The 23,668-nt window shown below is 43.6% G+C and carries 25 protein-coding genes and 4 pseudogenes; 20 read left to right on the forward strand and 9 right to left on the reverse strand.

The annotated features are described in order from the left end of the window. Window positions 1-42: 42 nt before the first annotated feature. From J5O05_RS22505 to hldE, 4 genes are all read left to right on the forward strand, one after another. Window positions 43-708, forward strand: a complete 666-nt coding sequence (locus tag J5O05_RS22505) for a hypothetical protein (RefSeq protein WP_482817157.1) — start codon at window positions 43-45, stop codon at window positions 706-708. Beyond that, a complete protein-coding gene (locus J5O05_RS12870) occupies window positions 671-1,501 on the forward strand; it encodes a capsule assembly Wzi family protein (RefSeq protein WP_280117649.1) in 831 nt (276 codons plus the stop codon). Before J5O05_RS22505 ends, J5O05_RS12870 begins: the two co-directional genes overlap by 38 nt. 72 nt (window positions 1,502-1,573) lie before the next feature. Continuing rightward, window positions 1,574-2,158: an SIS domain-containing protein gene (locus J5O05_RS12875; protein WP_208842372.1), complete on the forward strand. Its 585-nt coding sequence runs from the start codon at window positions 1,574-1,576 to the stop codon at window positions 2,156-2,158. A gap of 3 nt (window positions 2,159-2,161) precedes the next feature. Beyond that, on the forward strand, window positions 2,162-3,601 hold the full coding sequence (hldE, locus tag J5O05_RS12880) for a bifunctional D-glycero-beta-D-manno-heptose-7-phosphate kinase/D-glycero-beta-D-manno-heptose 1-phosphate adenylyltransferase HldE (RefSeq protein WP_208842373.1): 1,440 nt from the start codon (window positions 2,162-2,164) through the stop codon (window positions 3,599-3,601). Between the two features lie 29 nt (window positions 3,602-3,630). Here the strand turns inward: hldE and J5O05_RS12885 are convergent. Beyond that, window positions 3,631-4,358 (reverse strand): annotated as a pseudogene (locus tag J5O05_RS12885) (3-deoxy-D-manno-octulosonic acid kinase). Between the two features lie 119 nt (window positions 4,359-4,477). Between J5O05_RS12885 and J5O05_RS12890 the strand changes: the two are divergent. The 6 genes from J5O05_RS12890 (at window position 4,478) to J5O05_RS12915 (ending at window position 9,721) form a co-directional block, all read left to right on the forward strand. After that, a complete protein-coding gene (locus J5O05_RS12890) occupies window positions 4,478-5,521 on the forward strand; it encodes a glycosyltransferase family 9 protein (protein WP_208842374.1) in 1,044 nt (347 codons plus the stop codon). Beyond that, complete coding sequence (gene gmhB, locus J5O05_RS12895; RefSeq protein ID WP_208842375.1) at window positions 5,521-6,072, forward strand: D-glycero-beta-D-manno-heptose 1,7-bisphosphate 7-phosphatase; 552 nt, start codon at window positions 5,521-5,523, stop codon at window positions 6,070-6,072. The genes J5O05_RS12890 and gmhB overlap by 1 nt, the downstream gene beginning before the upstream one ends. 120 nt (window positions 6,073-6,192) lie before the next feature. Then, window positions 6,193-7,389 (forward strand): glycine C-acetyltransferase, encoded by a 1,197-nt coding sequence (locus J5O05_RS12900; RefSeq protein WP_208842376.1) that lies wholly within the window; start codon window positions 6,193-6,195, stop codon window positions 7,387-7,389. 44 nt (window positions 7,390-7,433) lie between these two features. Continuing rightward, window positions 7,434-8,459: an L-threonine 3-dehydrogenase gene (gene tdh, locus J5O05_RS12905; protein ID WP_208842377.1), complete on the forward strand. Its 1,026-nt coding sequence runs from the start codon at window positions 7,434-7,436 to the stop codon at window positions 8,457-8,459. Between the two features lie 126 nt (window positions 8,460-8,585). Further along, the gene (gene glpE / locus J5O05_RS12910) at window positions 8,586-8,903 is read left to right on the forward strand and encodes a thiosulfate sulfurtransferase GlpE (RefSeq protein WP_208842378.1); all 318 of its coding nucleotides are present in this window, start codon (window positions 8,586-8,588) and stop codon (window positions 8,901-8,903) included. Then, entirely contained in the window at window positions 8,888-9,721 is an 834-nt protein-coding gene (locus tag J5O05_RS12915; protein WP_208842379.1) for a rhomboid family intramembrane serine protease, read from the forward strand. The genes glpE and J5O05_RS12915 overlap by 16 nt, the downstream gene beginning before the upstream one ends. Here the strand turns inward: J5O05_RS12915 and J5O05_RS12920 are convergent. Further along, window positions 9,702-10,091, reverse strand: coding sequence for a flagellar basal body-associated protein FliL (locus tag J5O05_RS12920; protein ID WP_208842380.1), 390 nt, complete (start codon window positions 10,089-10,091; stop codon window positions 9,702-9,704). The genes J5O05_RS12915 and J5O05_RS12920 overlap by 20 nt on opposite strands. Window positions 10,092-10,248: 157 nt before the next feature. Between J5O05_RS12920 and J5O05_RS12925 the strand changes: the two genes are divergently transcribed. Continuing rightward, complete coding sequence (locus J5O05_RS12925) at window positions 10,249-10,785, forward strand: chorismate--pyruvate lyase family protein (protein WP_208842381.1); 537 nt, start codon at window positions 10,249-10,251, stop codon at window positions 10,783-10,785. Next, complete coding sequence (ubiA, locus tag J5O05_RS12930; protein ID WP_208842382.1) at window positions 10,782-11,654, forward strand: 4-hydroxybenzoate octaprenyltransferase; 873 nt, start codon at window positions 10,782-10,784, stop codon at window positions 11,652-11,654. The genes J5O05_RS12925 and ubiA overlap by 4 nt, the downstream gene beginning before the upstream one ends. Here the strand turns inward: ubiA and J5O05_RS12935 are convergent. The 3 genes and pseudogenes from J5O05_RS12935 to J5O05_RS12945 form a co-directional block, all read right to left on the reverse strand. Then, window positions 11,651-12,545, reverse strand: a pseudogene (locus tag J5O05_RS12935) (LysR family transcriptional regulator). The gene ubiA and the pseudogene J5O05_RS12935 sit on opposite strands and share 4 nt — an antisense overlap. 110 nt (window positions 12,546-12,655) lie before the next feature. Further along, on the reverse strand, window positions 12,656-14,185 hold the full coding sequence (locus tag J5O05_RS12940) for a response regulator (RefSeq protein ID WP_208842383.1): 1,530 nt from the start codon (window positions 14,183-14,185) through the stop codon (window positions 12,656-12,658). Between the two features lie 60 nt (window positions 14,186-14,245). Next, a complete protein-coding gene (locus J5O05_RS12945; RefSeq protein ID WP_208842384.1) occupies window positions 14,246-14,644 on the reverse strand; it encodes a DUF2721 domain-containing protein in 399 nt (132 codons plus the stop codon). A 55-nt stretch (window positions 14,645-14,699) separates the two neighbouring features. Here J5O05_RS12945 and J5O05_RS12950 point away from each other — a divergent pair, with 55 nt between their 5' ends. Genes J5O05_RS12950 through tsaD form a run of 3 tightly spaced genes read left to right on the forward strand, consistent with a single transcriptional unit; the run spans window position 14,700 to window position 16,694 of the window. Beyond that, window positions 14,700-15,032 carry a putative signal transducing protein gene (locus J5O05_RS12950; RefSeq protein ID WP_208842385.1) on the forward strand — a complete coding sequence of 111 codons (333 nt, stop codon included), beginning with the start codon at window positions 14,700-14,702 and terminating at the stop codon, window positions 15,030-15,032. Then, entirely contained in the window at window positions 15,029-15,622 is a 594-nt protein-coding gene (locus J5O05_RS12955) for a YjaG family protein (RefSeq protein ID WP_208842386.1), read from the forward strand. Before J5O05_RS12950 ends, J5O05_RS12955 begins: the two co-directional genes overlap by 4 nt. Window positions 15,623-15,680: 58 nt before the next feature. Further along, complete coding sequence (gene tsaD, locus J5O05_RS12960) at window positions 15,681-16,694, forward strand: tRNA (adenosine(37)-N6)-threonylcarbamoyltransferase complex transferase subunit TsaD (RefSeq protein ID WP_208842387.1); 1,014 nt, start codon at window positions 15,681-15,683, stop codon at window positions 16,692-16,694. On the opposite strand, the gene plsY is transcribed toward tsaD, so the two are convergent. Continuing rightward, window positions 16,680-17,258, reverse strand: coding sequence for a glycerol-3-phosphate 1-O-acyltransferase PlsY (plsY, locus tag J5O05_RS12965; RefSeq protein WP_377101788.1), 579 nt, complete (start codon window positions 17,256-17,258; stop codon window positions 16,680-16,682). The two genes, tsaD and plsY, sit on opposite strands and share 15 nt — an antisense overlap. 157 nt (window positions 17,259-17,415) lie before the next feature. Here plsY and folB point away from each other — a divergent pair, with 157 nt between their 5' ends. From folB to J5O05_RS12980, 3 genes and pseudogenes are all read left to right on the forward strand, one after another. Next, window positions 17,416-17,766 (forward strand): dihydroneopterin aldolase, encoded by a 351-nt coding sequence (gene folB, locus J5O05_RS12970; protein WP_208842389.1) that lies wholly within the window; start codon window positions 17,416-17,418, stop codon window positions 17,764-17,766. A gap of 15 nt (window positions 17,767-17,781) precedes the next feature. Then, on the forward strand, window positions 17,782-18,267 hold the full coding sequence (gene folK / locus J5O05_RS12975; protein WP_208842390.1) for a 2-amino-4-hydroxy-6-hydroxymethyldihydropteridine diphosphokinase: 486 nt from the start codon (window positions 17,782-17,784) through the stop codon (window positions 18,265-18,267). Further along, window positions 18,267-19,074 (forward strand): annotated as a pseudogene (locus J5O05_RS12980) (undecaprenyl-diphosphate phosphatase). The gene folK and the pseudogene J5O05_RS12980 overlap by 1 nt, the downstream one beginning before the upstream one ends. Before the next feature lie 47 nt (window positions 19,075-19,121). On the opposite strand, the gene J5O05_RS12985 reads toward J5O05_RS12980, so the two are convergent. Continuing rightward, a complete protein-coding gene (locus tag J5O05_RS12985) occupies window positions 19,122-19,418 on the reverse strand; it encodes a hypothetical protein (protein ID WP_208842391.1) in 297 nt (98 codons plus the stop codon). A gap of 252 nt (window positions 19,419-19,670) precedes the next feature. After that, window positions 19,671-20,235 (reverse strand): annotated as a pseudogene (locus tag J5O05_RS12990) (tRNA nucleotidyltransferase); the annotation flags it as partial. Window positions 20,236-20,325: 90 nt separating this feature from the next. Between J5O05_RS12990 and J5O05_RS12995 the strand changes: the two are divergent. Together J5O05_RS12995 and J5O05_RS13000 are read left to right on the forward strand one after the other, a co-directional pair. Continuing rightward, window positions 20,326-21,240: an ExeA family protein gene (locus J5O05_RS12995; RefSeq protein WP_208842393.1), complete on the forward strand. Its 915-nt coding sequence runs from the start codon at window positions 20,326-20,328 to the stop codon at window positions 21,238-21,240. A gap of 6 nt (window positions 21,241-21,246) precedes the next feature. Beyond that, the gene (locus tag J5O05_RS13000) at window positions 21,247-22,233 is read left to right on the forward strand and encodes a general secretion pathway protein GspB (protein WP_208842394.1); all 987 of its coding nucleotides are present in this window, start codon (window positions 21,247-21,249) and stop codon (window positions 22,231-22,233) included. 75 nt (window positions 22,234-22,308) lie between these two features. On the opposite strand, the gene J5O05_RS13005 is transcribed toward J5O05_RS13000, so the two are convergent. After that, window positions 22,309-23,532 carry an HD-GYP domain-containing protein gene (locus J5O05_RS13005; protein WP_208844528.1) on the reverse strand — a complete coding sequence of 408 codons (1,224 nt, stop codon included), beginning with the start codon at window positions 23,530-23,532 and terminating at the stop codon, window positions 22,309-22,311. Window positions 23,533-23,668 lie beyond the last annotated feature (136 nt).

A 23,668-nucleotide genomic window follows, 5' to 3' on the forward strand; every position in this document is an offset into this window, starting at 1 on the left:
AAATTTGTTAATATGGGTCAACATGTCTGTTGAATTTACACTGTGATGAAATTGAAAACCGCCATTCTAACGTGCTTAGGTATGTTAGTTAGTACACCGACTTTTGCAGCCCCGACTGCTTATCTTCCACTTGGTAGTGATCCGTTGTTGGAATACCAGATTGATCAATTGTTTTCATTAACGACCGGAACTCCGTCACGAAAGCCATATCGAATCAATGATGTATATCAAGCGCTTCGCTATGTTCGCGTCTCTGATCCTGATTTGTATCGCTCGATTTCGAGCAAATTGAAGGTTTATCAGAGTAAAGATGGGATAACCCGGCAAGGTGTGAAAGCCACGATCAGCTCAGGTGAAGAAGACAAATTGGCAAATGAGCGCGGTAATACATCGAAAGAGTATTTGCAGTTGGCATTCGAAGGCATTTGGCGTGGCACTGAAAATACGTTAATGCAAGTAGGCCTCGAATACCGCGTAAAACAAAGCGAACTAGTGCCTTACAATACGTTTGTTGCTTATTCACTTGGCAACATTCAAGTTGACGCAGGTTATCGCGAACACTGGCTTTCCCCCTTTAAACATTTCGGGCAAATCTTTTCAAATAACGCCAAATCATCGCCTTCACTCTCAATCAGCTTAGTGTCGCCATTAAATAATTGGTGGAATTTCGATGCTGAGGTTTTTTACTCTGAGACTCGATTATGTTGAGGACGGTTTTTACTATGATGGCAAACTGGTTAGTGGCACGCCTCAATTAGCAGGCTCACGTTTTAGCATTGAACCGATGGATGGCTGGACAATCGGCTTTAACCGAATGATGCAATTCGGTGGTGGACCCCGTCCGGTTTCGTTCGGAGACGTGATGAAGGCGTTTTTCGATCCCGCAGGACAAGATAATCGTGATTTGTCAGGCAATACCTTTGATAGTGAATTGGGTGATCAATGGGCATCATTAACCTCTCATCACCAATTTACGGATTGGTTTAATGCCGAAGTGTATTTTGAGTATGGTGGAGAAGACACCAGTGGTCATAAAAATTACCAGTTTGGTAACTTAGTTATGAATTACGGAGTTTACTTACCTAAGTTAACTGAAAAATCAACGCTTCGTTACGAATTCTCTCAAATGAATACACGTTGGTATATCAACGATTTGTATTTTAAAAATGGAAATACCGTCAATGGTTTTGTCGTTGGTAACTTTGCTGCAGATAACAGATTGTTTGGTGATGACAACCCAGTAAATGCACACATATTAGAGTGGGTTGTTCAAACTGATAGTCAATCCAACTGGCGTGTGAAATACACGACAACTCAAACCGAAAACGACTTTGAAACAGAGTTTCCTAGAATGGAATTCGAATATAAACATCGTTCTCAAGAACTTGAAATTGTGCGCTCAGAACGTTGGCAAAATAAACAGGCAGAGGCCAAGCTTGCTGTTGGTAAAGACGTTTTCGGTGAGAATTACGCTTGGCTTTCTTTAAACGTATATTGGTAGGATAATACCAGTCTAAATAGCATAGCCTTCATTTAGATTGTGTTAGAACACGGGTTTTAAATAGGATTCATTATGTCAAAGCTAGACGCAATATCGGCAAGTTATGAGGCAAGCCTAGCTCGCCACAATACCTTATTCGCCACAATGGCAAATTATCACGCAGAATGTATGGCTCTTTTAGCTGCCTGCGAAAAAACATTGAATAGCGGTGGTAAGGTTATTTGGTTCGGTAATGGTGGTAGCGCCGCAGATTCACAGCATTTAGCTGCCGAGTTCGTAGTACGTTATAAAAAAGAACGTGGCCCTTTGGCATCAATAGCGTTGACGACAGACACGTCAATTTTAACCGCACACAGTAACGACTATCATTTTGATACGGTTTTTGAACGTCAAGTTCAAGCGTTATGTAAGCCAGAGGATCTTGTTATTGGCTTAACCACTTCTGGCACCAGTGCAAACATTAATTTAGCACTTGCCGCTGCAAATGAGATTGGCGCATATACGGTTGCATTCACAGGACGTGAAGGTGGAAAAGTGAAAGACATCGCGAAATTGTCCATTATCATTCGTAATGATGAAACGGCGAGAATTCAAGAAGCACACATGTTTATTGGTCATTGGCTGTGTGAAGCTGTTGATATGCTGGTAGCGGAGTAATTCATGGAATTATCACGTCTACAACACCTTACAGAAGCTAAAGTGCTGGTGGTCGGCGATGTCATGTTGGATCGCTATTGGCATGGTGACACTGGGCGTATTTCGCCAGAAGCACCAGTGCCGGTTGTAAAGGTCAGTAAAGTTGAAGACAAAGCCGGTGGCGCAGCGAATGTGGCAAAAAATATTGCACATTTGGATGGTCAAGTCGGCTTGCTAGGTCTTATTGGCCATGATACGGACGGTATCGCGCTTGAAAAAACCTTAGAACAAGACCATATCGCTTCGCAGCTTGTTAAAGTTGAAGGCTATCCAACTATCGCCAAAATGCGCGTGATTTCGCGTCATCAGCAAGTTGTTCGGCTAGATATGGAAGAAACGTTTACCCAAGCACACAGTGAAAGCTTGCTTGAACGTTTGAAAACGGTTGTTGACGATTATGACATCGTGTTGTTCTCGGATTACAACAAAGGCGCTCTCGCGTCGATTGAAGCAATGATTGACGTTGCGAAAGCGGCAGGCAAGTTTGTGCTTATCGATCCTAAGTCGCACGATTTAGCCCGCTATCGCGGCGCGAATATTGTCACGCCTAACTTAAACGAATTTAAGTTAGCGGGAGGCTTGGTCGACAGCGAAGAGTTACTTACTCAAAGTGCCCGCGATTTGATTACATCAGCAGGCATTGAGGCCATGCTGCTGACGCGTTCAGAGCAAGGGATGTCGCTGATTACGGCGACAGAAAAATACGACTTTGCCGCTCAAGTGCTTGAAGTTAGTGATGTAACAGGCGCTGGTGACACGGTAATTGCAACACTAGCCGTTATGTTGGGTGCAGGTATGCCTGCAAAAGACGCGGTAGAAATGGCGAATTTAGCAGCCGGTATAGCCGTTGGTAAACTGGGCGCGACGACCGTATCGCCAGAAGAGTTGAGCCGTAAGTTAGGCCAGTATTTAAGAGCGACGGGTGAGCACTATCAAACCCCATTTGACGATGTGCTAAAACACATCGAATTTGCGAAACAAAATGGAGAGAAAATAGTGTTCACCAATGGGTGTTTCGACATTCTTCATGCGGGTCATGTACGTTATCTTGCTCAAGCCAAAGCGCGCGGTGACCGATTAGTCGTTGGTTTGAATAACGATGAGTCGATTAAGCGACTTAAAGGTGCGGATAGACCGATCAATCCTTTAAATGAGCGAGCCATGGTACTTTCGGCGTTGGCGTCAGTGGATTGGGTTATTCCATTTGGTAGCGTGGAGGAAAACGATACTCCTGCGGCGCTAATTGAGAAAGTGAATCCTCATGTTCTAGTGAAAGGCGGGGATTACACGGTTGAGCAAATTGCGGGTGCTGACTTTGTATTAAGTCAAGGTGGTGAAGTCGAAGTACTCACATTTCTGGATGGTTGTTCAACATCAAACGTGATTAAAAAAATTAAGGCGTAAGCAATTTTAAATGTCACTCTAAAAAGCCGTCACACGACGGCTTTTTTCATCTCGTCTTCATAGTATTGTTCCAGTGTTTGCCAATTTGTTTCACTGAAATAAAAAGTCTCTTGCCTATGCGCTTCTTTGTAAAACGACCGTTTTAATCGCGCCATATTCTCTTTTTGCCATTGAAGTGCGGGCGTTCTGAGTTCACCTCGGTCAAAATCGATTAGATAAATACAGTTATTGGTCGAAAACAAGATATTGTTGATGTTGAGATCGGCATGATATACGCCAGCTTTGTGGAATTTGGCTATTGTCGTAGCGATAGCTTCCCATGAGCTGTCACTAATGCGCTGTTTTTGCATGCGTTCACACAACGATTCCGCATTTGCTATTGCTTTAGTCAAAATATCGCCACGATAAATTAAGCCAGAGCGTTTTACTTGTGCCGCGATCGGTTGTGGTACGGCTAGCCCTTGTGAATGCAAAGCACAGAGCAGTGAAAACTCCTGATATACTCTTGTTTTTTCTAGACCTATAAACAAATATTGATCACTCAATATTTTACCAATTAGGCCACCACGCCAGTAGTGTCGGAGTACAGCGATGGTTGAGTGGGATAATTTCACAAAATACGCGGTAGCACGGCCTTTTTTTCATTCACGATGGCATTTTGTTCTCGCCAATAGTTTGGATCAAATGACTCCGAGTTCAACGCAGAATAATCATCGGCATGAATGAAATAGGTATGGCCTTGCTGTTTAACGTTCATGTATCGCAATTTTTAACTTCAAAACGTTAGTGTATCGTGTTTTTTCGTCGTCTGAAACTTGCAAAGCATGCTGATTAATTTAAGATCACCGCTCAATTTTATTGTGTATAGAGTTTGTTGTGAGCCAAGCCTTCCAGTCTATCTGTATTCTTCGCCTTTCAGCCATAGGAGACGTCTGTCATGCTGTCGCCGCGGTTCAAGCCATCCAACGCGCCCATCCTAAGGCGTCTATTACATGGGTGATTGGCAAAATAGAAGCCATGATGCTCAAAGACTTACCGGGTGTTGAACTGGTCGTTTTTGATAAAAAACTTGGTAAGCAGGCTTATTCACAGTTAAAACAGACTTTTAAAGGTCGTCAGTTTGATGTGTTATTACACATGCAAGTTGCTTTTCGTGCCAATATGGCAGCACGTTGTATCCCCGCAAAGCAAAAAATCGGCTTTGATAAAGGTCGCTCAAAAGAACTCCACAGTTTGTTCATTAACAAGCGTATAGCGCCTCAATCTGAACCTCATGTACTAGAGGGGTTTGCTGAGTTCGCTCGAACAATAGGAGTGGAGTTTACTACGCCTACTTGGGAAATGCCGGTAACGCAGCAAGACAGAGATGTGGCTTCAAAGTTACTCGAGGGATTAGACCGTATTTTGGTCATTGCACCAGCCGCAAGCAAAGCGGAGCGTAATTGGTTACCAGAACGCTATGCGGCGCTTGCCGACTACGCCCATAAAAAGGGTTTCTCAGTTGTGTTAAGTGGTGGTCCAACGGAGCTTGAACGGACGCTCGGTGCACAGATACAGGCGAAGAGTCATGCGCCAATAGTTGATTTAATCGGTAAAACGTCCTTAAAACAACTGCTGTGCGTGTTAGAACAAGCAAGTTTGGTTGTTGCACCAGATACGGGACCCGCTCACATGGCTGTGACGATGGGGACTCCTGTGATAGGGCTATATGCTCATTCGAATCCGAAACGGACTGGTCCATATCTCTACCAAGATTACGTGGTTGAGGTGTATCACGCTAACTTAAAACAACAAAAAGGCAAAGATGTAGAGCAGTTACCTTGGGGAACGCGTGTTAAAGGACATGACTTAATGGCGCAAATTAAGACCGAAACCGTTCTTGCCATGTTTGACCAAGTTGTTGAAAAAGAGAGCTTATAATGCAAAAAGCGATTTTTTTAGACCGTGACGGTGTGGTGAATGTAGATCACGCATACGTTCATAAAGCGGACGATTTTCAGTTCATTGAAGGTGTGTTTGAAGCCTGCAAACTATTCCAAGCAAATGGTTACGCACTCGTTATTGTAACGAATCAATCCGGTATTGGCCGAGGCTACTACAGCGAAGCTCAATTTCATGAACTAACGAACTGGATGTGTGAGGAATTTCAACGCCATGGCGTTGAAATCACCGGCGTGTACTTTTGCCCCCATCACCCTAAAAATGCGCAGGGTGAGTACCTACGTGAGTGTGATTGCCGTAAACCTTATCCCGGGATGTTACTGCAAGCTGCGAACGAACATGTCTTAGATTTAGCCAGTAGCGTTATGGTCGGTGATAAATCGTCTGATATGGAAGCTGCTCACGCAGCTGGCGTACCTAACCGAGTCTTAGTGCGCTCTGGTCAAAAAATTAGTGAGTCGTGTCAAGCATTGGCGACTCATGTTGTTGATAGCCTTGCGGAAGTACCAACAACGCTTGGTTTGAAGTAATCAATACCATTGAGATTTTATGCTGTACCCGTGCATTAGCAGCATTTACCTTTTACAATAACCATAATTTCTAATCTTGTATGATGACAAGATTAGCCGTGCAAAATATGGAGAGAACACATGCGAGCAGCGGCATTTTATAGCCAAATTCAGCAGCAACTTGAAGAAGTGAAAGCGGAAGGTCTGTACAAAAACGAGCGTATTATTACGTCTTCACAACAGGCAGAAATCGAAGTATCGACAGGCGAAAAAGTAATTAACTTTTGTGCCAACAACTACTTAGGTCTTGCTAATAATCCTGAGCTTATTGCAGCTGCTCAACAAGGGCTCAACGATCATGGTTTTGGTGTAGCTTCAGTACGCTTTATCTGTGGTACGCAAGATATCCACAAAACACTTGAATCAAAAATCAGCCATTTTTTACAAACGGAAGACACCATTCTGTACTCTTCTTGTTTTGATGCCAACGCAGGTTTGTTCGAAACGATCTTAGGTCCAGATGACGCTATCATTAGTGATGCGTTAAACCATGCTTCAATCATTGATGGTGTCCGTCTTTGTAAAGCAAAACGCTTCCGTTATTCAAACAATGATATGGCTGACCTAGAGCAGCAACTTATTGCAGCAAACGAAGCTGGTGCAAAAGTGAAGCTTATCGCGACGGATGGCGTTTTCTCTATGGATGGCGTGATCTGTAACTTGCAAGCGGTTTGTGATCTTGCGGACAAATACGATGCATTAGTGATGGTGGATGATTCACACGCGGTTGGGTTTGTAGGTGAAAACGGTCGTGGTACACCAGAATATTGCGGTGTTTTGGGTCGTGTAGATATTATCACTGGTACGTTAGGTAAAGCGCTCGGTGGTGCATCTGGTGGTTATACATCAGGTCGTAAAGAAATTGTTGAGTGGTTACGTCAGCGCTCACGTCCATATTTATTCTCTAACTCACTTGCTCCATCGATTGTAACAGCATCGATTAAAGTCATCGACATGATGGAACAAGGTAAGGCGCTTCGCGATACTCTTTGGGATAACGCGACGTATTTCCGTACCAAGATGGAAGCGGCTGGCTTTACTTGCGCAGGTAAAGATCACGCAATCATCCCTGTCATGTTGGGTGACGCTAAAGTTGCTGCAAACATGGCTGAAAAGTTGCTCGCAGAAGGCATCTATGTAACAGGTTTCTCATTCCCTGTCGTCCCGAAGGGTCAAGCTCGTATTCGTACACAAATTTCTGCAGCTCATACCAAAGCGCAATTGGATATAGCGATTGAAGCATTCACGCGTATTGGTAAAGAGTTAGGCGTTATCTAAACTTAATGGTGGGCAATCCCACCATTTTTTTAAAGAGTAAAATCATGAAAGCATTGTCTAAATTGAAAGCGGAACCAGGGATTTGGATGACCGATGCGCCTAAGCCGGAAGTAGGCCACAATGATCTATTAATCAAAATCCGTAAGACAGCGATTTGCGGTACGGACGTACATATTTACAAGTGGGATGATTGGGCGCAAAAGACGATTCCTACCCCAATGGTTGTCGGCCATGAATACGTCGGTGAAGTCGTGGACATGGGTCAAGAAGTTCGCGGTTTTAAAGTGGGTGACCGTGTATCTGGTGAAGGTCACATCACGTGTGGATATTGCCGCAACTGCCGTGCGGGTCGAGTGCATTTATGTCGTAATACAATTGGGGTAGGGGTAAATCGCGAAGGTTCATTCGCTGAATACCTTGTTATTCCAGCTTATAACGCCTTTAAAATTCCAGACAACATTTCCGATGATTTAGCGTCAATTTTTGACCCATTTGGTAACGCTGTGCATACGGCGTTGTCTTTTGATTTAGTTGGTGAAGATGTGCTTATCACTGGTGCGGGTCCAATCGGGATTATGGCAGCGGCGGTGGCTAAGCATGTGGGTGCTCGTCATGTCGTCATTACGGATGTGAATGAATACCGTTTAAGCCTTGCTAAGCAAATGGGCGCGACGCGCGCAGTCAATGTGGCGAAAGAGAACCTTAAAGACGTCATGAAAGACCTTGGCATGACCGAAGGGTTCGATATTGGTCTTGAAATGTCAGGCGTTCCAAGTGCATTCAATGCAATGCTTAACAGCATGAATCACGGTGGTAAAATCGCAATGTTGGGTATTCCGCCATCAGACATGGCAATTGATTGGAACCAAGTGATCTTTAAAGGTCTTGTCATTAAAGGTATCTACGGTCGTGAAATGTTTGAAACGTGGTACAAAATGGCAAGCTTGATCCAGTCTGGTTTAAATCTGGACCCGATTATCACACATCGTTTCCATATCGATGATTTCCAAGAAGGCTTCGACACGATGATTTCTGGCCAATCAGGTAAAGTCATCTTAAACTGGGACTAACCACGTTATTAAAGGTGGTGCAAACTACCTTTTCACGCCGTGTTACAGTGCTTTTAAAATTCAATGAATTGGGTTTCTTACCATTCAAAATCACGAAGCACAATCAATGAGTTAAATTGAGGATATATGTCTTTTAAACACATTTCTGTTGCTGAAGTGCGCAATCGTTTAGATTCTGGCGAATTAGTCATCGCGGATATTCGTGATGCGGACTCCTTTGCAAGCGGTCGTATCCCAGGTGCAGAGAACCTATCTAACGCAAACCTCGCGCAGTTTATGCAGGATAAAGAGTTTGATGATGCGATTGTGGTTGTGTGCTACCACGGTATCAGCTCGCAAGGCGCGGCTAACTATCTGTCTGAGCAGGGGTTTGAAAACGTGTTCAGTATGGATGGCGGATTTACACAATGGGCATCGGAGTGTGCTGATTGCGTGGAACGCTAGTTCGGCTAGGTGAATACAACCGCCCTCGCTTACTACAAGGGGTGGTTGACTACCTAAAAACTCAACATATCGACGTCACGATCCGCGTGCTTGATGGTCAAACGGCTGAGCTTTGGGTGCAAGACACGCATCTAGAAAAAGCACTTCCGATTTGGCAGCAGTTTATTCGAGATCCACACGCTCAGCAGTTTCAAGACGCGGCGTGGGCACTTAACCAAACGTCACCGCTGTTTACTTACCCCAGCAGTTCACTCAATTTAATGTCTCGAGCAAAAGCGTTAGATCCGTTTGTATTCTTGACGGCTTTGATATGTTTCGTGACGTTTTTCAGCCTACATCTTGTTGCTCCAGAAGCTACCTTTCACACCTTTCAATTTGAAAAAAGTAATGTATTTCATTGGTTTTCGCCTGTGTTTCTGCATTTTGATGTTCTGCATCTTGTGTTTAACTTAATGTGGTGGATTTATTTGGGCGATAAAATTGCAAAGCAATTTAGTCAGCTAACCTTAATTACTCTTTTTGCCTGTAGTGCATTAGCCAGCAATTGGATGCAATATCTGATAGTTGATGCAAATTTTGGTGGGATGAGTGGGGTGGTGTATGCGCTGTGTGGGTTTTTGTGGCTGAATCATAGCCGTTATCCTCACGGTCCGATGCTACTTCCTAAGGCTATGATTGGATTAATGTTAGTATGGATGCTCGTCGGGTTTGCAGACATACTCTATGTCAGCATGGCCAATTGGGCACACTTATTTGGCCTTATCGTTGGTGGCCTACTAGGCTGGGGTTGGGGAAAGCCTAGTGGTACAAGTACTTAGTAAACAACACTTCGCGAATAATCTCATCACCCGTTTCTTCTTTGAGAAGCGCTTTTAATTTTTCCGCACAACGCTTGCGAATTTCTTCTCGTCCTGTGAGTGACTTAATTGATTCTTCTGGTTCTTTACTTAAAATCTGAACAATTGCGTCACGCAATAATGGGGTGTGGTGTTCGACAACCGGAATACTCGAAACATCTTTCAGCATCAGGTCGACCGTTACGCGCACGTACCCAAGCTTTTTACTGTTTTGCCCAATGTAATTGGTGATGATGTCTGGTTCAAAACCAAAATAACCAACGTTTGAGTCCGCTTTTGCGGTTGGTAAAAACAGCACCAATGAAAATAAAAGGGCTAGCAGATGCTTCATAATGACTTGATATTCCTACTAACTAGTACATTTATGCAGTAAGTGTATACGCATTTAATCTTAAAAGACAGGTGTCTTGTGATTTTCCGAGTAGGCTTTTGGATGGGCTGTGAGGATGATATGATGCGTGAGTGTTTTACATTTCAAGTGAATTGATTTGCTTTCTTTTCCAATCTCATTACCTTGTAAGTGGTATTCAGGTTCCTTTGATACGCCTGAACTTCGCATGATTTCTCGTTACCTTCAATCTTGGTTGCTCGAAGAAGGTTCATTAACTGCGCGGCTGAAAGCAACCTGTGAAGAATTTTTTGTTGAAGTGCTCAGTGAATCTCGTCAACCTGTACCTGATGAATTATCTCGCCTTTTCCCTGACGACGAAATACAAATGTGGTGCCGAGAAGTGTTGCTTTGGTGTGATAATCAACCCGTTGTCTACGCTCAAAGTTGGATACCAGAATCTTTGCAAGCTATGACCAAGCTAGGTACAACCCCTCTTGGTGAAGTGTTATTTCAAACACCAAAGTGGACTAGAGGTGAAGTTGAAATAACGCTCATCGATGAACCTTTATACGAATTGCTCGATAAACTAAACCTCAAACATGAGACTAAAAGTGCTCGACGTAGTGTTTTTACACAAGGTGAGTTTAGTATGTTAGTGTGTGAAGCCTTTTTATTGGAACCAAAGAAAACATGACCTTTTCATTAAAACGTCAGCACTGGCCTTATTATCAACAGCTTATGCGTACCGATAAACCGATAGGGACATTCCTGCTGCTTTGGCCAACGATGTGGGCATTGTGGATCGCGAATGAAGGTTTTCCACCTTGGTTATTATTGTTTGTGTTCACAGCTGGTGTTTTTATTATGCGAAGTGCGGGTTGCGTTATTAATGATTACGCCGATAGACGTGTAGATGGGGCTGTAAAGCGCACATCGCAACGACCTCTTGCCAGTGGAAAAGTGACCTCGCGAGAAGCGTTGACCTTATTTGCGGTGCTTCTTCTATGCGCATTTGTATTGGTGTTGTTTTTAAATTGGCAGACAATTGCATTGTCTTTTGGTGCGTTGGCATTGGCAACGCTTTACCCCTTCATGAAACGATTTACTCACTTACCTCAATTCGTTTTGGGTGCGGCCTTCAGTTTTGCTATACCAATGGTGTTTATGGCTTCAAACGAAAATACACCGCTTTTGGCGTGGGCATTGTTTACAGCAAATTGTTTATGGACAGTTGCTTACGATACGATGTATGCAATGGTGGATAGAGATGATGATCTGCAAATAGGGGTTAAATCCACGGCGATTCTATTTGGCAAAGCAGACAGGCAAATTATCTTTGCATTAAATGCCATATTTGTTGCCATTTTGGTTGGCGTTGGTTTGACGCTGAATTTTGGGATTAGCTATTGGGTGGCACTAAGTATTGCCACCGCATTATTGCTCTACCAACAAAAACTCATCCACCAAAGAGAAAGGGAAGCGTGTTTTAAAGCCTTTTTAAACAACCACTACGTGGGAATGTTTGTTTTTGTTGGTATCGTTTTGCAGTATGTAAGTATTTAGCTTACATACTGTCCATCTTGAGCTGTTTTTTCAATCAAAGATAACAAATGAGTAATGTAGTTGGACGCACCTAAATTGTGGTTTGTCTGTACTACTAACTGCTCTTGTTCTAGCGCCTTGTTTGTTTTCAACATCACCAAATCAGCATCTTGCGCCACTATTTTGGCATGCTCAATACTTGCGATAGCGAAACTTGAGTCTCGTTTTCAAACCTTGAATAACTTGCTCGATGTTGCCAATTTTTACGCTAGTCGCTTTATTTAAGCCATCGATGACTTCGTTTAGCATTGTTTGTACTTGTTTCGACTGCGAGAAACAGCCAAACATAGAGTACTGAAGCAACTCTTCACGACGAATGATGTCTTTTGAGGCAAGCGGGTGGTGCTTCGCAACAAACATAACAAGCTGGTCAGGCAAGTGCACATCACTTTCAATCTGACACGCTTTTTGTAAAAAGACGCTGATGTCAATTTCACCGAGTTGTAACTTACGACTAAGCTCCTGCTCATCTTGAAGTTGCATCTCAATCTTCACATTCGGGAAGTCAGCTAAAAACTGGCCGCATGAAAGAGGAACAATTTTGCTGGCTTGATTGGTATAGCCAATCACCAAACGCTGTTGATCACGACCAAACAAACTTTGATGAATTTGTTTTTTGGTGTGTTCAAGTTCAGTTAGGGTATTTTTGCAATACGCTAAGAACAATTCGCCTTGTTCAGTTAATTTGACTGAACGAGTTGAACGTTTTACAAGTTCACATCCAATTTCCTCTTCGAGGGTTTGAATGCTACGAGTTAAAGCAGATGTACTAATATTGGTTTGCTCAGCAGCTTGGCGAAAATGACGCAAACTACCAAGCGCCAAAAACTGCTCGAGTTGATCAAATCTCATAAGAAATTCCTTTTAATTCCTGTTTTTTACACTTTGTAGTGTATTGTCTCTGATTCTACTACAAGTGCGTTTTTTAGAAAAGTGAATTCTTTTACAATAAAGTTACATTTTTAGTCGGGATAACTGTCTCTTATCGCGATGAATTTATCCAAATTTGCAACAAATAGCTCGACTAAATTTGGATCAAAATGTTTCCCTTTTTCGGCCTTAATCAATTCAATGACTTTTTCCATAGGCCAAGCTGGTTTATAGCATCTATCGCTGCCTAATGCATCAAATACGTCAGCAAGGGCAGTAATTCGACCAACAATATTAATGTCTTTTCCTGCAAGACCTTGAGGGTATCCTGAACCATCCCATTTCTCATGATGCTCTCTTGCGATTATTGCGCCGCATCGTAGAATCTCATTTTGAGAATTTTTCAATATCTGGTAGCCCATTTCAGCATGAGTTTGCATGACAGCCCATTCTTCTGGGTCGAGCTTGTCAGCTTTATTCAATATTCGGTCTGGAATGCTGATTTTACCCACGTCATGAAGGGGCGAAGCCAGTTTTATTATTTCGGAACGGTAAGCATTTAATCCGCACAATTGCGCAAGAAGTTGACTGTAATGCGCGACCCTTTTCACGTGAGAGCCGGTTTCTTTTGAACGTTTTTCAACCGCTTCTCCCAAAATATAGGATAATTCTTTTTGAGATTCTTTAATGCTCTCGCGCAATCGTAGATTGTCATATGCCATTGCAATGTTATTTGCGAAAAATTCAAGCAAGTGATAATCAGTTTCCTGCAAGTGCGACTCTTTATTTACATACAACATTGTTTCCAACCCGCCTTGGGTATGGAAATAACCTACGTAGGTTTTCTCGTCACAGCTTGAAGAGTGTTTCGCGCGAGCTGATACAATGCTTTTGACCACTGGTTCAGGAATGTGATTACAGGTTGCTACGCGGTTTTCGCCTGATGCTGCAAGCAAGGTGAAGTCTTGAGGAGGATTGGCGTCATTATTTACTGCGGCCACGCAGTAAATCTCTGTATCTGAAATGCCCATAATATCTGTCACATGACCTAAAATAGTCGAGGCAAACTCATTTATGCTGTTGCATTGCAAAAAGCTTGAAGATGCTTCAATGATGCGTTCAAGCCCTTTTTTGGCTTTGTTGATCGTTAGGATGTCACGGTAAGAGCGTAGTGCGGAGTAAAGTAACGTTTTTAGTTTAACGGAAGTCAGTTCGGTTTTGTTTTTGTAATCGTTGATATCATAATCACGAATGACAGCCTCTTCGGGGGCTTCGCCGGGTTGTCCTGTTCTGAGAATGAGACGAATTTCAGCGTTGCCTAGCGATTCTCGGATGTATTTGATGAGTTCGAGTTCAGCATGATTAGTTTCCATCACTACATCGACCAACGCAACAGCAATACTAAATTGCCCACTTTCAAAAAATTCGATAGCTTCTTTTGCTGAGTAAGCATGATGAAATTCGAGGCGTTTGTCTGAAAAGCGAAAATCGCTAAGTACGAGCTTAGTAACTTGATGTATGTCCTGCTCATCATCAATGATCAGGACATGCCATTTGTCGTCTTTGAGCGGCGCATCAATGCTGGCGGTCACCGGCTCTTCAGAAAACAAAAAGTCGCTCATAGTCACCTGCTAAAAAAGGATTTTGTATTTTTTAGTATAGTCGGTGATGTGAAAAGCGAGTTATTCAGCGGATTTTTTTTTCTCTATATTGCTGAGTTCAATTGAAATTGCATCGCAAGAAATGTGGATTTCGTAGAGTGATAACAATAAAGACAGGGTCAGGCCACATAAACTAATTCCAAACAGCCATATACCCAAATGCGTCATTTCAATAAAAATCGCAAACATTGAGAGTGTACACAAAATGAAGGCAACGACTCCCCACACTTGCATTCGGCGAATTAAATTGATGCGTTTACGTAAATTTTCAATTTGCGCAACAACAAGTGGGCGAATGGAGTCGCCTTCACGGGCATTGAGTTCTCGGATCAGCTGAGCCAATACTAAAAATCGGTTGGTGTATGCTAAAAGCAATAAAGAAATAGCAGGAAAGAGTAAAGCGGGCGTTGTTAACGTCATAGTTTCACAAATTGGTATAGACTCAAAGGGTAGTGTTAAACATAGGGGGAAATGGATGACAACTCAAGAGGTTGACGATCCTTTTATTTGGCAATGTGTGTACATGGCCGAACACCAACTAGAAGCGCATATTGTTCGTGGACTGTTGACTCAGGCTGGTATTCAAACGCATCTAAAAGGAGAATTTCTTCAAGGCGCGTTGGGTGAAATCCCGTTTGAACAAACTCGCGTTCAAGTTATGGTCTACGCGATAAAATTAGCCCGAGCGCAACAAATCTTGGTAAACTATCAACAACAACAAAAAACCCATTGGCAGTGTCCTGTTTGCCATGAAGAAAATGGACCTGCATTTGACTATTGCTGGTCTTGTGAGACGCAAAGAATATGAATAAAGCAAATAATTTTCAGCGTATTAGAGAGTTGAGTTATGTGCAGAAGGCAGCGCTTGCTGGCGCTGTCCTTGAACGTATGTTGCCGAATTACGGTCTTTTTACCGAAGCGACTGGATTTGGCGATGAAACGGTATTGCGTAGCGCATTAAATGTGTGCTGGGAAAAGCTAATGCTGCCAAAAAGCAAAATCAGTTTAGAAAAGCAGGTTGAGAAAGTTGAACCGCTTGTACCTGAACTCACTGATTTTGATATGTTTGGAACTTATTTAGCCATCGATACTGCCACGGCGCTTTTGGGATTTATGCACGGAATGATGGCAAAAGATGACCAAGAGTTTGTGAGTATAGCCAAAATTTCTCAAGCGACAGTCGCGCGCTACATCGAGTTTTTATTGGAAAGTGAAGGTGTTGAGCCTGACAACAAATTGGTCCGTGAACACCCTCTTATGCAATACGAAATTGAGGTGTTGGGTGAGCTAATCGACTTCGTTGAACAAAACGGTCGTGTCACGCCGGAATCGGTTCGTGAATTGAAGGCGTTAGCCGTTGCTGACGGCCAAACTAATATTGGGTTAGAACTGAATTAATCCAGTATCGAGCTTTTCGGTTTAAGTAAAGAAATAGAGTTGAGTAAGGAGAAATGCGTTGCGCATTTTAGGCATTGAATCCTCGTGTGATGAAACGGGTATTGCGATTTATGATGATGAGCTTGGACTTCTTGCGCATCAACTATACAGTCAAGTAAAGGTGCATGCCGATTACGGTGGCGTTGTGCCTGAGCTCGCGTCGCGCGATCACGTACGTAAAACATTGCCTTTAATCCAAGCTGCATTTGAACAAGCAGGGTGTGGACCTGAGTCCCTTGACGGAGTGGCATATACGGCAGGTCCTGGACTTGTTGGCGCGCTGCTTGTTGGTACTTCTATTGGCCGCTCTTTAGCATATGGTTGGGGACTCCCCGCCGTTGCCGTCCATCACATGGAAGGGCATTTGCTTGCGCCGATGCTTGAACCTGAAGCGCCTGAATTTCCATTTGTTGCTCTGTTGGTTTCCGGTGGTCACACCATGATGGTGAAAGTAGCAGGCATTGGCGAATATGAAGTGCTCGGTGAGTCCGTTGACGACGCGGCTGGTGAAGCGTTTGATAAAACTGCAAAACTATTGGGGTTAGATTATCCAGGCGGACCTTTACTCGCTAAAATGGCAGAGCAAGGTGTAGATGGACGATTCCAATTCCCTCGACCAATGACCGATAGACCAGGCCTTGATTTTAGTTTTAGCGGATTAAAAACCGCGACGGCAAACACCATACGCAGTGAAGGTGATGACGCGCAAACGAAAGCCGATATTGCCCACGCTTTTCAAAGTGCAGTGATAGATACACTCGCGATAAAATGTAAACGAGCGCTTAAAGAAACGGGCATCAATCGTCTCGTTATCGCCGGTGGCGTAAGTGCAAACAAAGCGCTTAGAGAAAAACTTGAGCGAGTGATGATAGGCATGAAAGGCAAAGTTTATTACCCTCGCACTGAATTCTGCACAGATAACGGCGCGATGATAGCCTATGCAGGTATGCAACGTTTGAAAGCGGGTCAATTCGCTGAGTTGGATATGAAAACAAAGGCTCGTTGGCCTTTAGATAGTTTACTCCCGCTCTGATTTTTTACCGACTTTGGGTTCCTTACCTTGCCATAAGCGTTTGATGTTTGCACGATGACGGAAAATGATAAGCACCGTTAAAAACGTAACTGGCAAGGTATAAAGCGGTTTAATGAGGAAGGTATAAAGTGGAGCCAACCCCACGGTAATAATCGCCGCTAACGACGAGTAGCGTGTTATCCACAAAATCAAAATCCAAGTTGCAACGAGCAGCCCTGCTAACGATAAACCAATCGGTAGCAATGCACCAAAGGCTGTCGCTACCGCTTTCCCGCCGTTGAAATGAAAAAAAACAGGGTAGATGTGACCAAGGCACGCGCATACCGCGATAGTGCCAAGCCAAATTGGTTCAATTTGCAAAAAGTATGCACCCCAAACTGGGATCGTACCTTTTAGCACGTCACTGACCAACACCAATAGAGCGGGTAGCTTCCCACCCAAACGTAACACGTTCGTCGCGCCGGGATTATTTGAGCCAGCAAAGCGAGGATCAGGCAAGCGAAATATTCGACAAACCAGAATAGCTGACGAGATAGAACCCATTAAGTAGGCAACCAGACACATTACACCGATTAACACACGTTTCCTTATTTTTTAATCATTGGTTTTAGGCTATTATCGCCACTTCCGCCTATTTGGCTGCGTTCGTCTTGAACGGTTCATGAATATCTGTGAACTACAGACAGCGGGAAGCCATAACCCTAACCAATTTGGAGTAAGCATGGATAAGGTTTATATCTCACAGTTACATGTTGAGACAATAATAGGAGTGTACGACTTTGAGAAAGAAAGTAAACAAAGCTTGTACTTCGATGTTGAAATGCTTACCGACATTCGTGAAGCCGCGAAGACGGATGACATCCAACTTGCCGTCGATTATGCAAAAGTAAGTGAACGGATTGAACAGGTTTGCCAACAAGTCACTGTCGAGTTGCTTGAAACGTTAATTGAAATGTTAGCGGCAATGATCTTATCCGAGTTCTCAGTGGCACAGGTAACGCTTCGAGTGAGCAAACCTCAAGCGGTTGCGAAAGCATCAACCGTTGGGGTCGAAATTACGCGCTCGCGTTAGGGGTAGATCCGCAGTATGGCAAGAGTCTTTATAAGTATTGGCAGTAATGTCGATAGAGAAACAAATTTCCGCCGTGGTTTGGATACGTTAAGGCAGCATTTTCCTGACTATTTACATTCAAACGTATACGAAAGCGAAGCGGTTGGTTTTAGTGGTAATCCTTTTTACAACTCTGTGTTTGCGATGGAAACGTCGTTACCGCTTGAAGAATTGTGTGCGCTTTTGAAACAAATCGAGCGTGATCATGGTCGAAAGCCAAGTGATAAAAAGTTCAGTCCCCGTACACTTGACCTTGATATATTGCTCTACGACGATATTGTGTGCGATGTACCTGCACAATTACCACGCCATGAAATCGAAAAGAATGCGTTTGTACTTCAGCCGATGGCTGAGATCGCCCCTGATTTAGTGCATCCCGTAACAGGTGTTACGCTTGCTGAGATGTGGCAACAATACGATAAGACCCAACAGAAACTATGGAAAGTGGAGTTTCCAACGTAATGAGTTTAATTGAAATTATTGTCCTTGCACTGATCCAAGGCTTTACTGAGTTTTTACCTATTTCAAGTTCTGCACACCTTATTCTTCCATCACAAGTACTGGGTTGGCAGGACCAAGGTGAAGCGTTCGATGTCGCTGTGCATATGGGTAGTTTGCTTGCGGTGTTGATTTATTTTCGCAAAGAAGTCGCTGAAATATTAATGGCTTGGTTTGCTTCATTTGGAAAACAAGGGCAAACGGACGATAGTCGCTTGGGCTGGTACATTATCCTAGCAACCATTCCTGCCGTTGTTATTGGCTATTTAACCAAAGATTTTGTTGAAGTTTACGCTCGTAATGCGTGGGTGATTGCGACAACGACCATCCTATTTGGTTTATTACTTTGGTATGCAGATGTTAAAGCCCAACAAACTAAAACTATTTATCAACTGAATTGGAAAAGTGCGCTTCTGATAGGGTTTTCTCAAGTCATTGCCGCGTTGTTTCCGGGTACATCTCGTTCTGGGATCACGATGACGACAGGGTTGTTACTTGGTCTAAACAAACAAAGCGGCTGCGCGCTTTTCATTTTTGATGTCTATCCCAGTGATCCTCGCTGCCGGTTCTTATTATACGTATAAACTGATTTCTTCAGAGGCTACGGTCAATTGGGGGATGTTGTTAACAGGTAGTGTACTGTCATTCGTTTCAGCGTTTACGTGTATTCATTTTTTCTTAAAAGTCATTGAGCGTATGGGAATGTTCCCATTTGTTGTTTATCGACTGTTGCTTGGTGTCGGTTTATTTATTTTCCTGATGTGGGCTTAATCGTTACCGCCTAATGGAACAAAAAATGGAGCACTTGGCTCCATTTTTTATTCGCTTTCGCTTTTCAGTGCTCTTGCGACAAGTTCTGCTCGTCGAGTATCGATAGCTTCCTTAATTTGTGGCCCTTTTAGTCCAGCATCGATGAACGCCTTTGCCGTGACGCCCTTTGCTAGTTCAAATGCCTTACTTAACGTATCGACGGAGTTATGTCCTATATGAAGCGTATCGTACAGCTGCATTAATAAAGAAAAGCGCTCAGGCCTGCGGTATAGGTCAAACGTATTAAACACCGACGCGACGGCTTCAGGATGTAATTGTGCAATCCCATCGCAGTTGAGACTCATGGTAGATATTCAGAGCCAGCGTTTGCTGATTGGGCAGTTTTAAATGCGCAGCAAGTTCCTCAATCTCTTCCGATGACAACCAGTGTGCAAGAACGGCGAAGCTGACTTCGCTATCATAATGGTGTTGATGCGCGAAATGTTGCTGTTTTTCAATTTTTTCGAATACCGTGTCGCTCCATTTCGATGCTATCGCCGAACAGATATAACCTAATGCACCAAACGAGTTTAGTAACGCTAGAAACGTCGCAAATTCGCCATCTTTTATCGACTTCTCACATTCAAGCCAAACACGTTCAATCGTTAATGTGTTGAGTTCACCTGCTTGAACCATCGATGTGATGAGTTTGCGGGTATCGTCTGCGATAACGAATCCGAGAGCTCGGTAGCGAGCGGTAAATCTCGCGACACGGAGAATTCGTAATGGATCTTCGCTGAAAGCCTCACTGACATGTCGAATTAATCGCTGGTTTAAGTCAGCTTGACCACCATAGGGATCAATTAATGAGCCATCTTCTGCTTTTGCTATAGCATTGATTGTGAGGTCGCGCCGCCCAAGATCTTCTTCAAGCGTTATATCGGGCGAAAAGTCACAGATAAAACCGGTATATCCTTGCCCTTGCTTGCGCTCGGTGCGTGCAAGTGCGTATTCTTCTTTGGTTTTTGGGTGCAAAAAGACAGGAAAATCTCTACCAACTTGGGTGAAGCCTGTTTTAAGCATGTGTTCGGGTGTACTGCCAACCACCACGTAATCGTGCTCAGTGACCTTTCGGCCGAGCAATTCGTCGCGGACAGCTCCGCCAACTAAATAAACTTGCATGGGTCTGTTCCAAAAATTAGCAAACAAGGTTTTAACTTATTGCGGTTTTTTGCCATCATAGGGCACATCATAACAAGAAAGAGAATTGCAGTGTATTTAGGTTATTTTGGTTTATCGGAAAAACCCTTCTCCATTGCGCCCAATCCTGAGTATTTGTTTTTAAGTGAACGTCACAAAGAAGCACTGGCTCATCTTCAATATGGTTTGGGTGATGCTGGTGGTTTTGTGCTGCTTACTGGGGAAGTTGGCACGGGTAAAACAACAATCACGCGAACATTATTAAGTTCGCTTCCAGAAAACACGGAAGTAGCGTTTATCCTAAATCCGACGTTGTCTGCGCATGAATTGTTAGAAAGTATCTGTGATGAATTGACGATACCCGTTGAAAAAGGGGCCTCGCTCAAACAGTTGACCGATAGCATCAAAGCCAAGCTGCTCGCAAATCATGCCGCAGGTGGCCACACAATGCTTATCATTGATGAGGCACAACACTTAGCGCCAGAGGTCCTTGAGCAGCTCAGATTACTGACGAATCTTGAAACGGATCACAAAAAATTACTGCAAATCGTGCTGGTGGGTCAGCCTGAATTGCAGCAATTGCTGCAACGGACGGAACTTCGTCAGCTGGCACAAAGGATCACTGCTCGTTACCATTTATTGCCGCTAACTCAGGTGCAGGTATTTGATTATATTCAACATCGTTTACATAAAGCAGGCTGCAATAAGGCGCTTTTCGAGCCAACGGCCGTTGAATTAATGTATGAATTAACCGCCGGTATTCCTCGCTTGATCAACCTCTTGGCTGATCGCTGTTTATTAGGTGCTTTTTCGCAGCATCAAATGGTGGTGTCAAAGGCCATCGTGAAACAAGCCGCGGAAGAGGCGCTACCAAAGGCCGTGTTATCGAGCCAATCATCCGCGATAAGTTCTTCGATAAATTGGTTACCTTACGTTGCCTTTCCTTGTTTGTTTTTGGTCGGTTTTGCCGCCGCGTATTGGAGTTAAAGCGCGATGAGTTTTGTATCTCAAGCAACGAAAAATATGGAACAGCAGGGGAGTGCTGCAAATAACCCAATGAATGCGATGATGGAAGCGCGTCTTGAGCTTTACCAGACGCGTTTACGTCAAGGTCTATGGTTATTTGCCGCGTTACTTTCTGTAGGCGCTGGTTTTGCGACGGGGACGTGGGTAAAGCCAACAGCTGATTTAACACGTTCAAATTTAAGTGTAGAACAGGTCAAAAAAGAACAGGACAACACGCCTTCTGAAAAATCAAATCCACCACCACAACCTGTTGTCAGGGAAGCGGCAAGCGGACAAGAGGTGACGCAACACGCAATGACTCCCGTTGTACAGAAGGTAGTTACGGACGCCGCGCAGAATTCTACAGCTCAACATTTTCAATGGGTCTCAGTCCAAGTCGGTGTTGACCAGTTTGGACAGGCCATTTATCAACAACAATTAGTCCCAGTATCGCAAAATGGCATGGTCACTGTTAACAATCCTCAAGTCTTAACTGCGCCCACTCATCGTGCGAAGGAAGAGCAAACGGAATCACAAGACTTGGATGAATTAGCCAAACAGGGATTTCGCATCGTCGGTAAGCCTTTGGAGTCGAGTAATACAGAAACGGCTAAAATGGACTTTCAAGGTGTTTCACCTGAGTTACAAGCGGCATTCAATGATGCCGTGGCTGCAACTAAAGACAATCCATCCCAAGAAGTCATCACCGGTTCAAATAATTCAGCTCGTGTTACCCCAATCGAAAAATTGCCAAGTGGATTTCAGGCAAGTATCCCGCCCATTAAATATCTGACACACATTTATTCGACAGAACCCTCTATGCGTTTTATCAAAATAAATGGTCGAGAGCTTTATGAAGGTGACAGTATCGGCGCACTACGTGTTGTTGAAATAACACCTGACCTTACCGTGTTCAATTTTGATGGCGTCGAATTCTCTGTCGAAGCGATGGAAGACTGGCCAAAGTCCCAATAAAATTATTAAAAAGGCAGCTTATCGCTGCCTTTTTAATGACCGAATGTTCAAGGTCTGTGGCATAAAGCGCCTGCATTACGGCAACATTGATTGTCTAAAAAAACGAATAAGATCGATACTGAACTCTTCCGGTTTAATCGCGGCGTCCAATTCGTCATCAATCTTTTTAGAGCTCAAATCAATATCTTGCACAGGTACATAATGCATGTGTTTGGCGCTGTAAAACACTTTCACAACGGGTTTTAAAGGCGCTTCATGATTGCTTTCAGCAATCACTCCAACTTTAAAACTGCGCAACTTAACTAATGTTCCCACCGGATATAATCCAATACATTGAATAAATTGCGTTACCAGCGATTCATCAAAGTGATTTGGACAGTTGTCTTTTAGATACTTGAACGCTTTGATGGGCGTCATGCCAACCTTATAGACACGTTCAGCAGTGAGTGCGTCATAAACATCGACAATACTCGCCATTCGAACGTACAAACTGAGGTCATCACCTTTCAAGCGATACGGATAGCCAGTGCCATCCAGTCGCTCATGGTGAAACCCTGCAATTTGTGAGGCAATTTCACCTAGGCCCGCAGTTTCCACAATATCGCGACTGTAATTGGCGTGTTGTTGCATTATCGCAAATTCTTCATCCGTTAACTTGCCGGGTTTATGCAAAATGGCATCTGGTACTTGGATCTTACCGATGTCATGAAGGAGGGCACCGGTTGCGAGTTGCTCAATGATGTCGCGTTCAAGACCTAAATGCTTCGCGAATATACTGATTAATATTGAGACGTTAAGTGAATGCTCGAGTAAGTAGCTGTCTTTTTCTCGAATTCGAGCAATACACGACAGGGCATCTTGATTTCGGAAGATTGAGTCGATAATGCCATTTGCTGCGGCTTTGAACGGTTCGACATCGATATTGCGCCCATCTCGGATGTCATCAAATGCCTTCTGCTGAAGTTGTTTTGCCTCATTGTAGAGTTCAACGGCGACATCTAACTCTTTGTCTATTTTCGTTACTTTGTGCCAGGCTTTAGGTTTTTCTTCTAATGTTGGAGTTTCAATAACGGGCGTTGAGGACGCTTCAACAATAGGAGTGGCATCAACGGGTTGCTCAGTTTGAAGTGTTTTACTTGGATCAATTTCAACTTCAACAATCCCTGCCGCGACGAGCGCTGAAATCGCTTTTTGCGTCTTAACCCAACCTTGGTTTTTAACTTTGACACGACCTGTTTGTCTTGTTACTCGCGCAACAAACATTCCAGGCTCAAGTTCATTGACATTGATTATTTTCAAGGCTGACACGATATTACCAGACTAGACTTCGGTCATTTAAGCGTAGCAAAGGATCTGTGGATGATCACCAAATTGTCGATGAATATTGTCATCCTAAATGATGAATTTTAGATTGGGCGAGTTTTCAGTCTGATGG

It is taken from the genome of Pseudoalteromonas xiamenensis, assembly GCF_017638925.1.
GTDB classification, from domain to species: Bacteria; Pseudomonadota; Gammaproteobacteria; order Enterobacterales; family Alteromonadaceae; genus Pseudoalteromonas; species Pseudoalteromonas xiamenensis.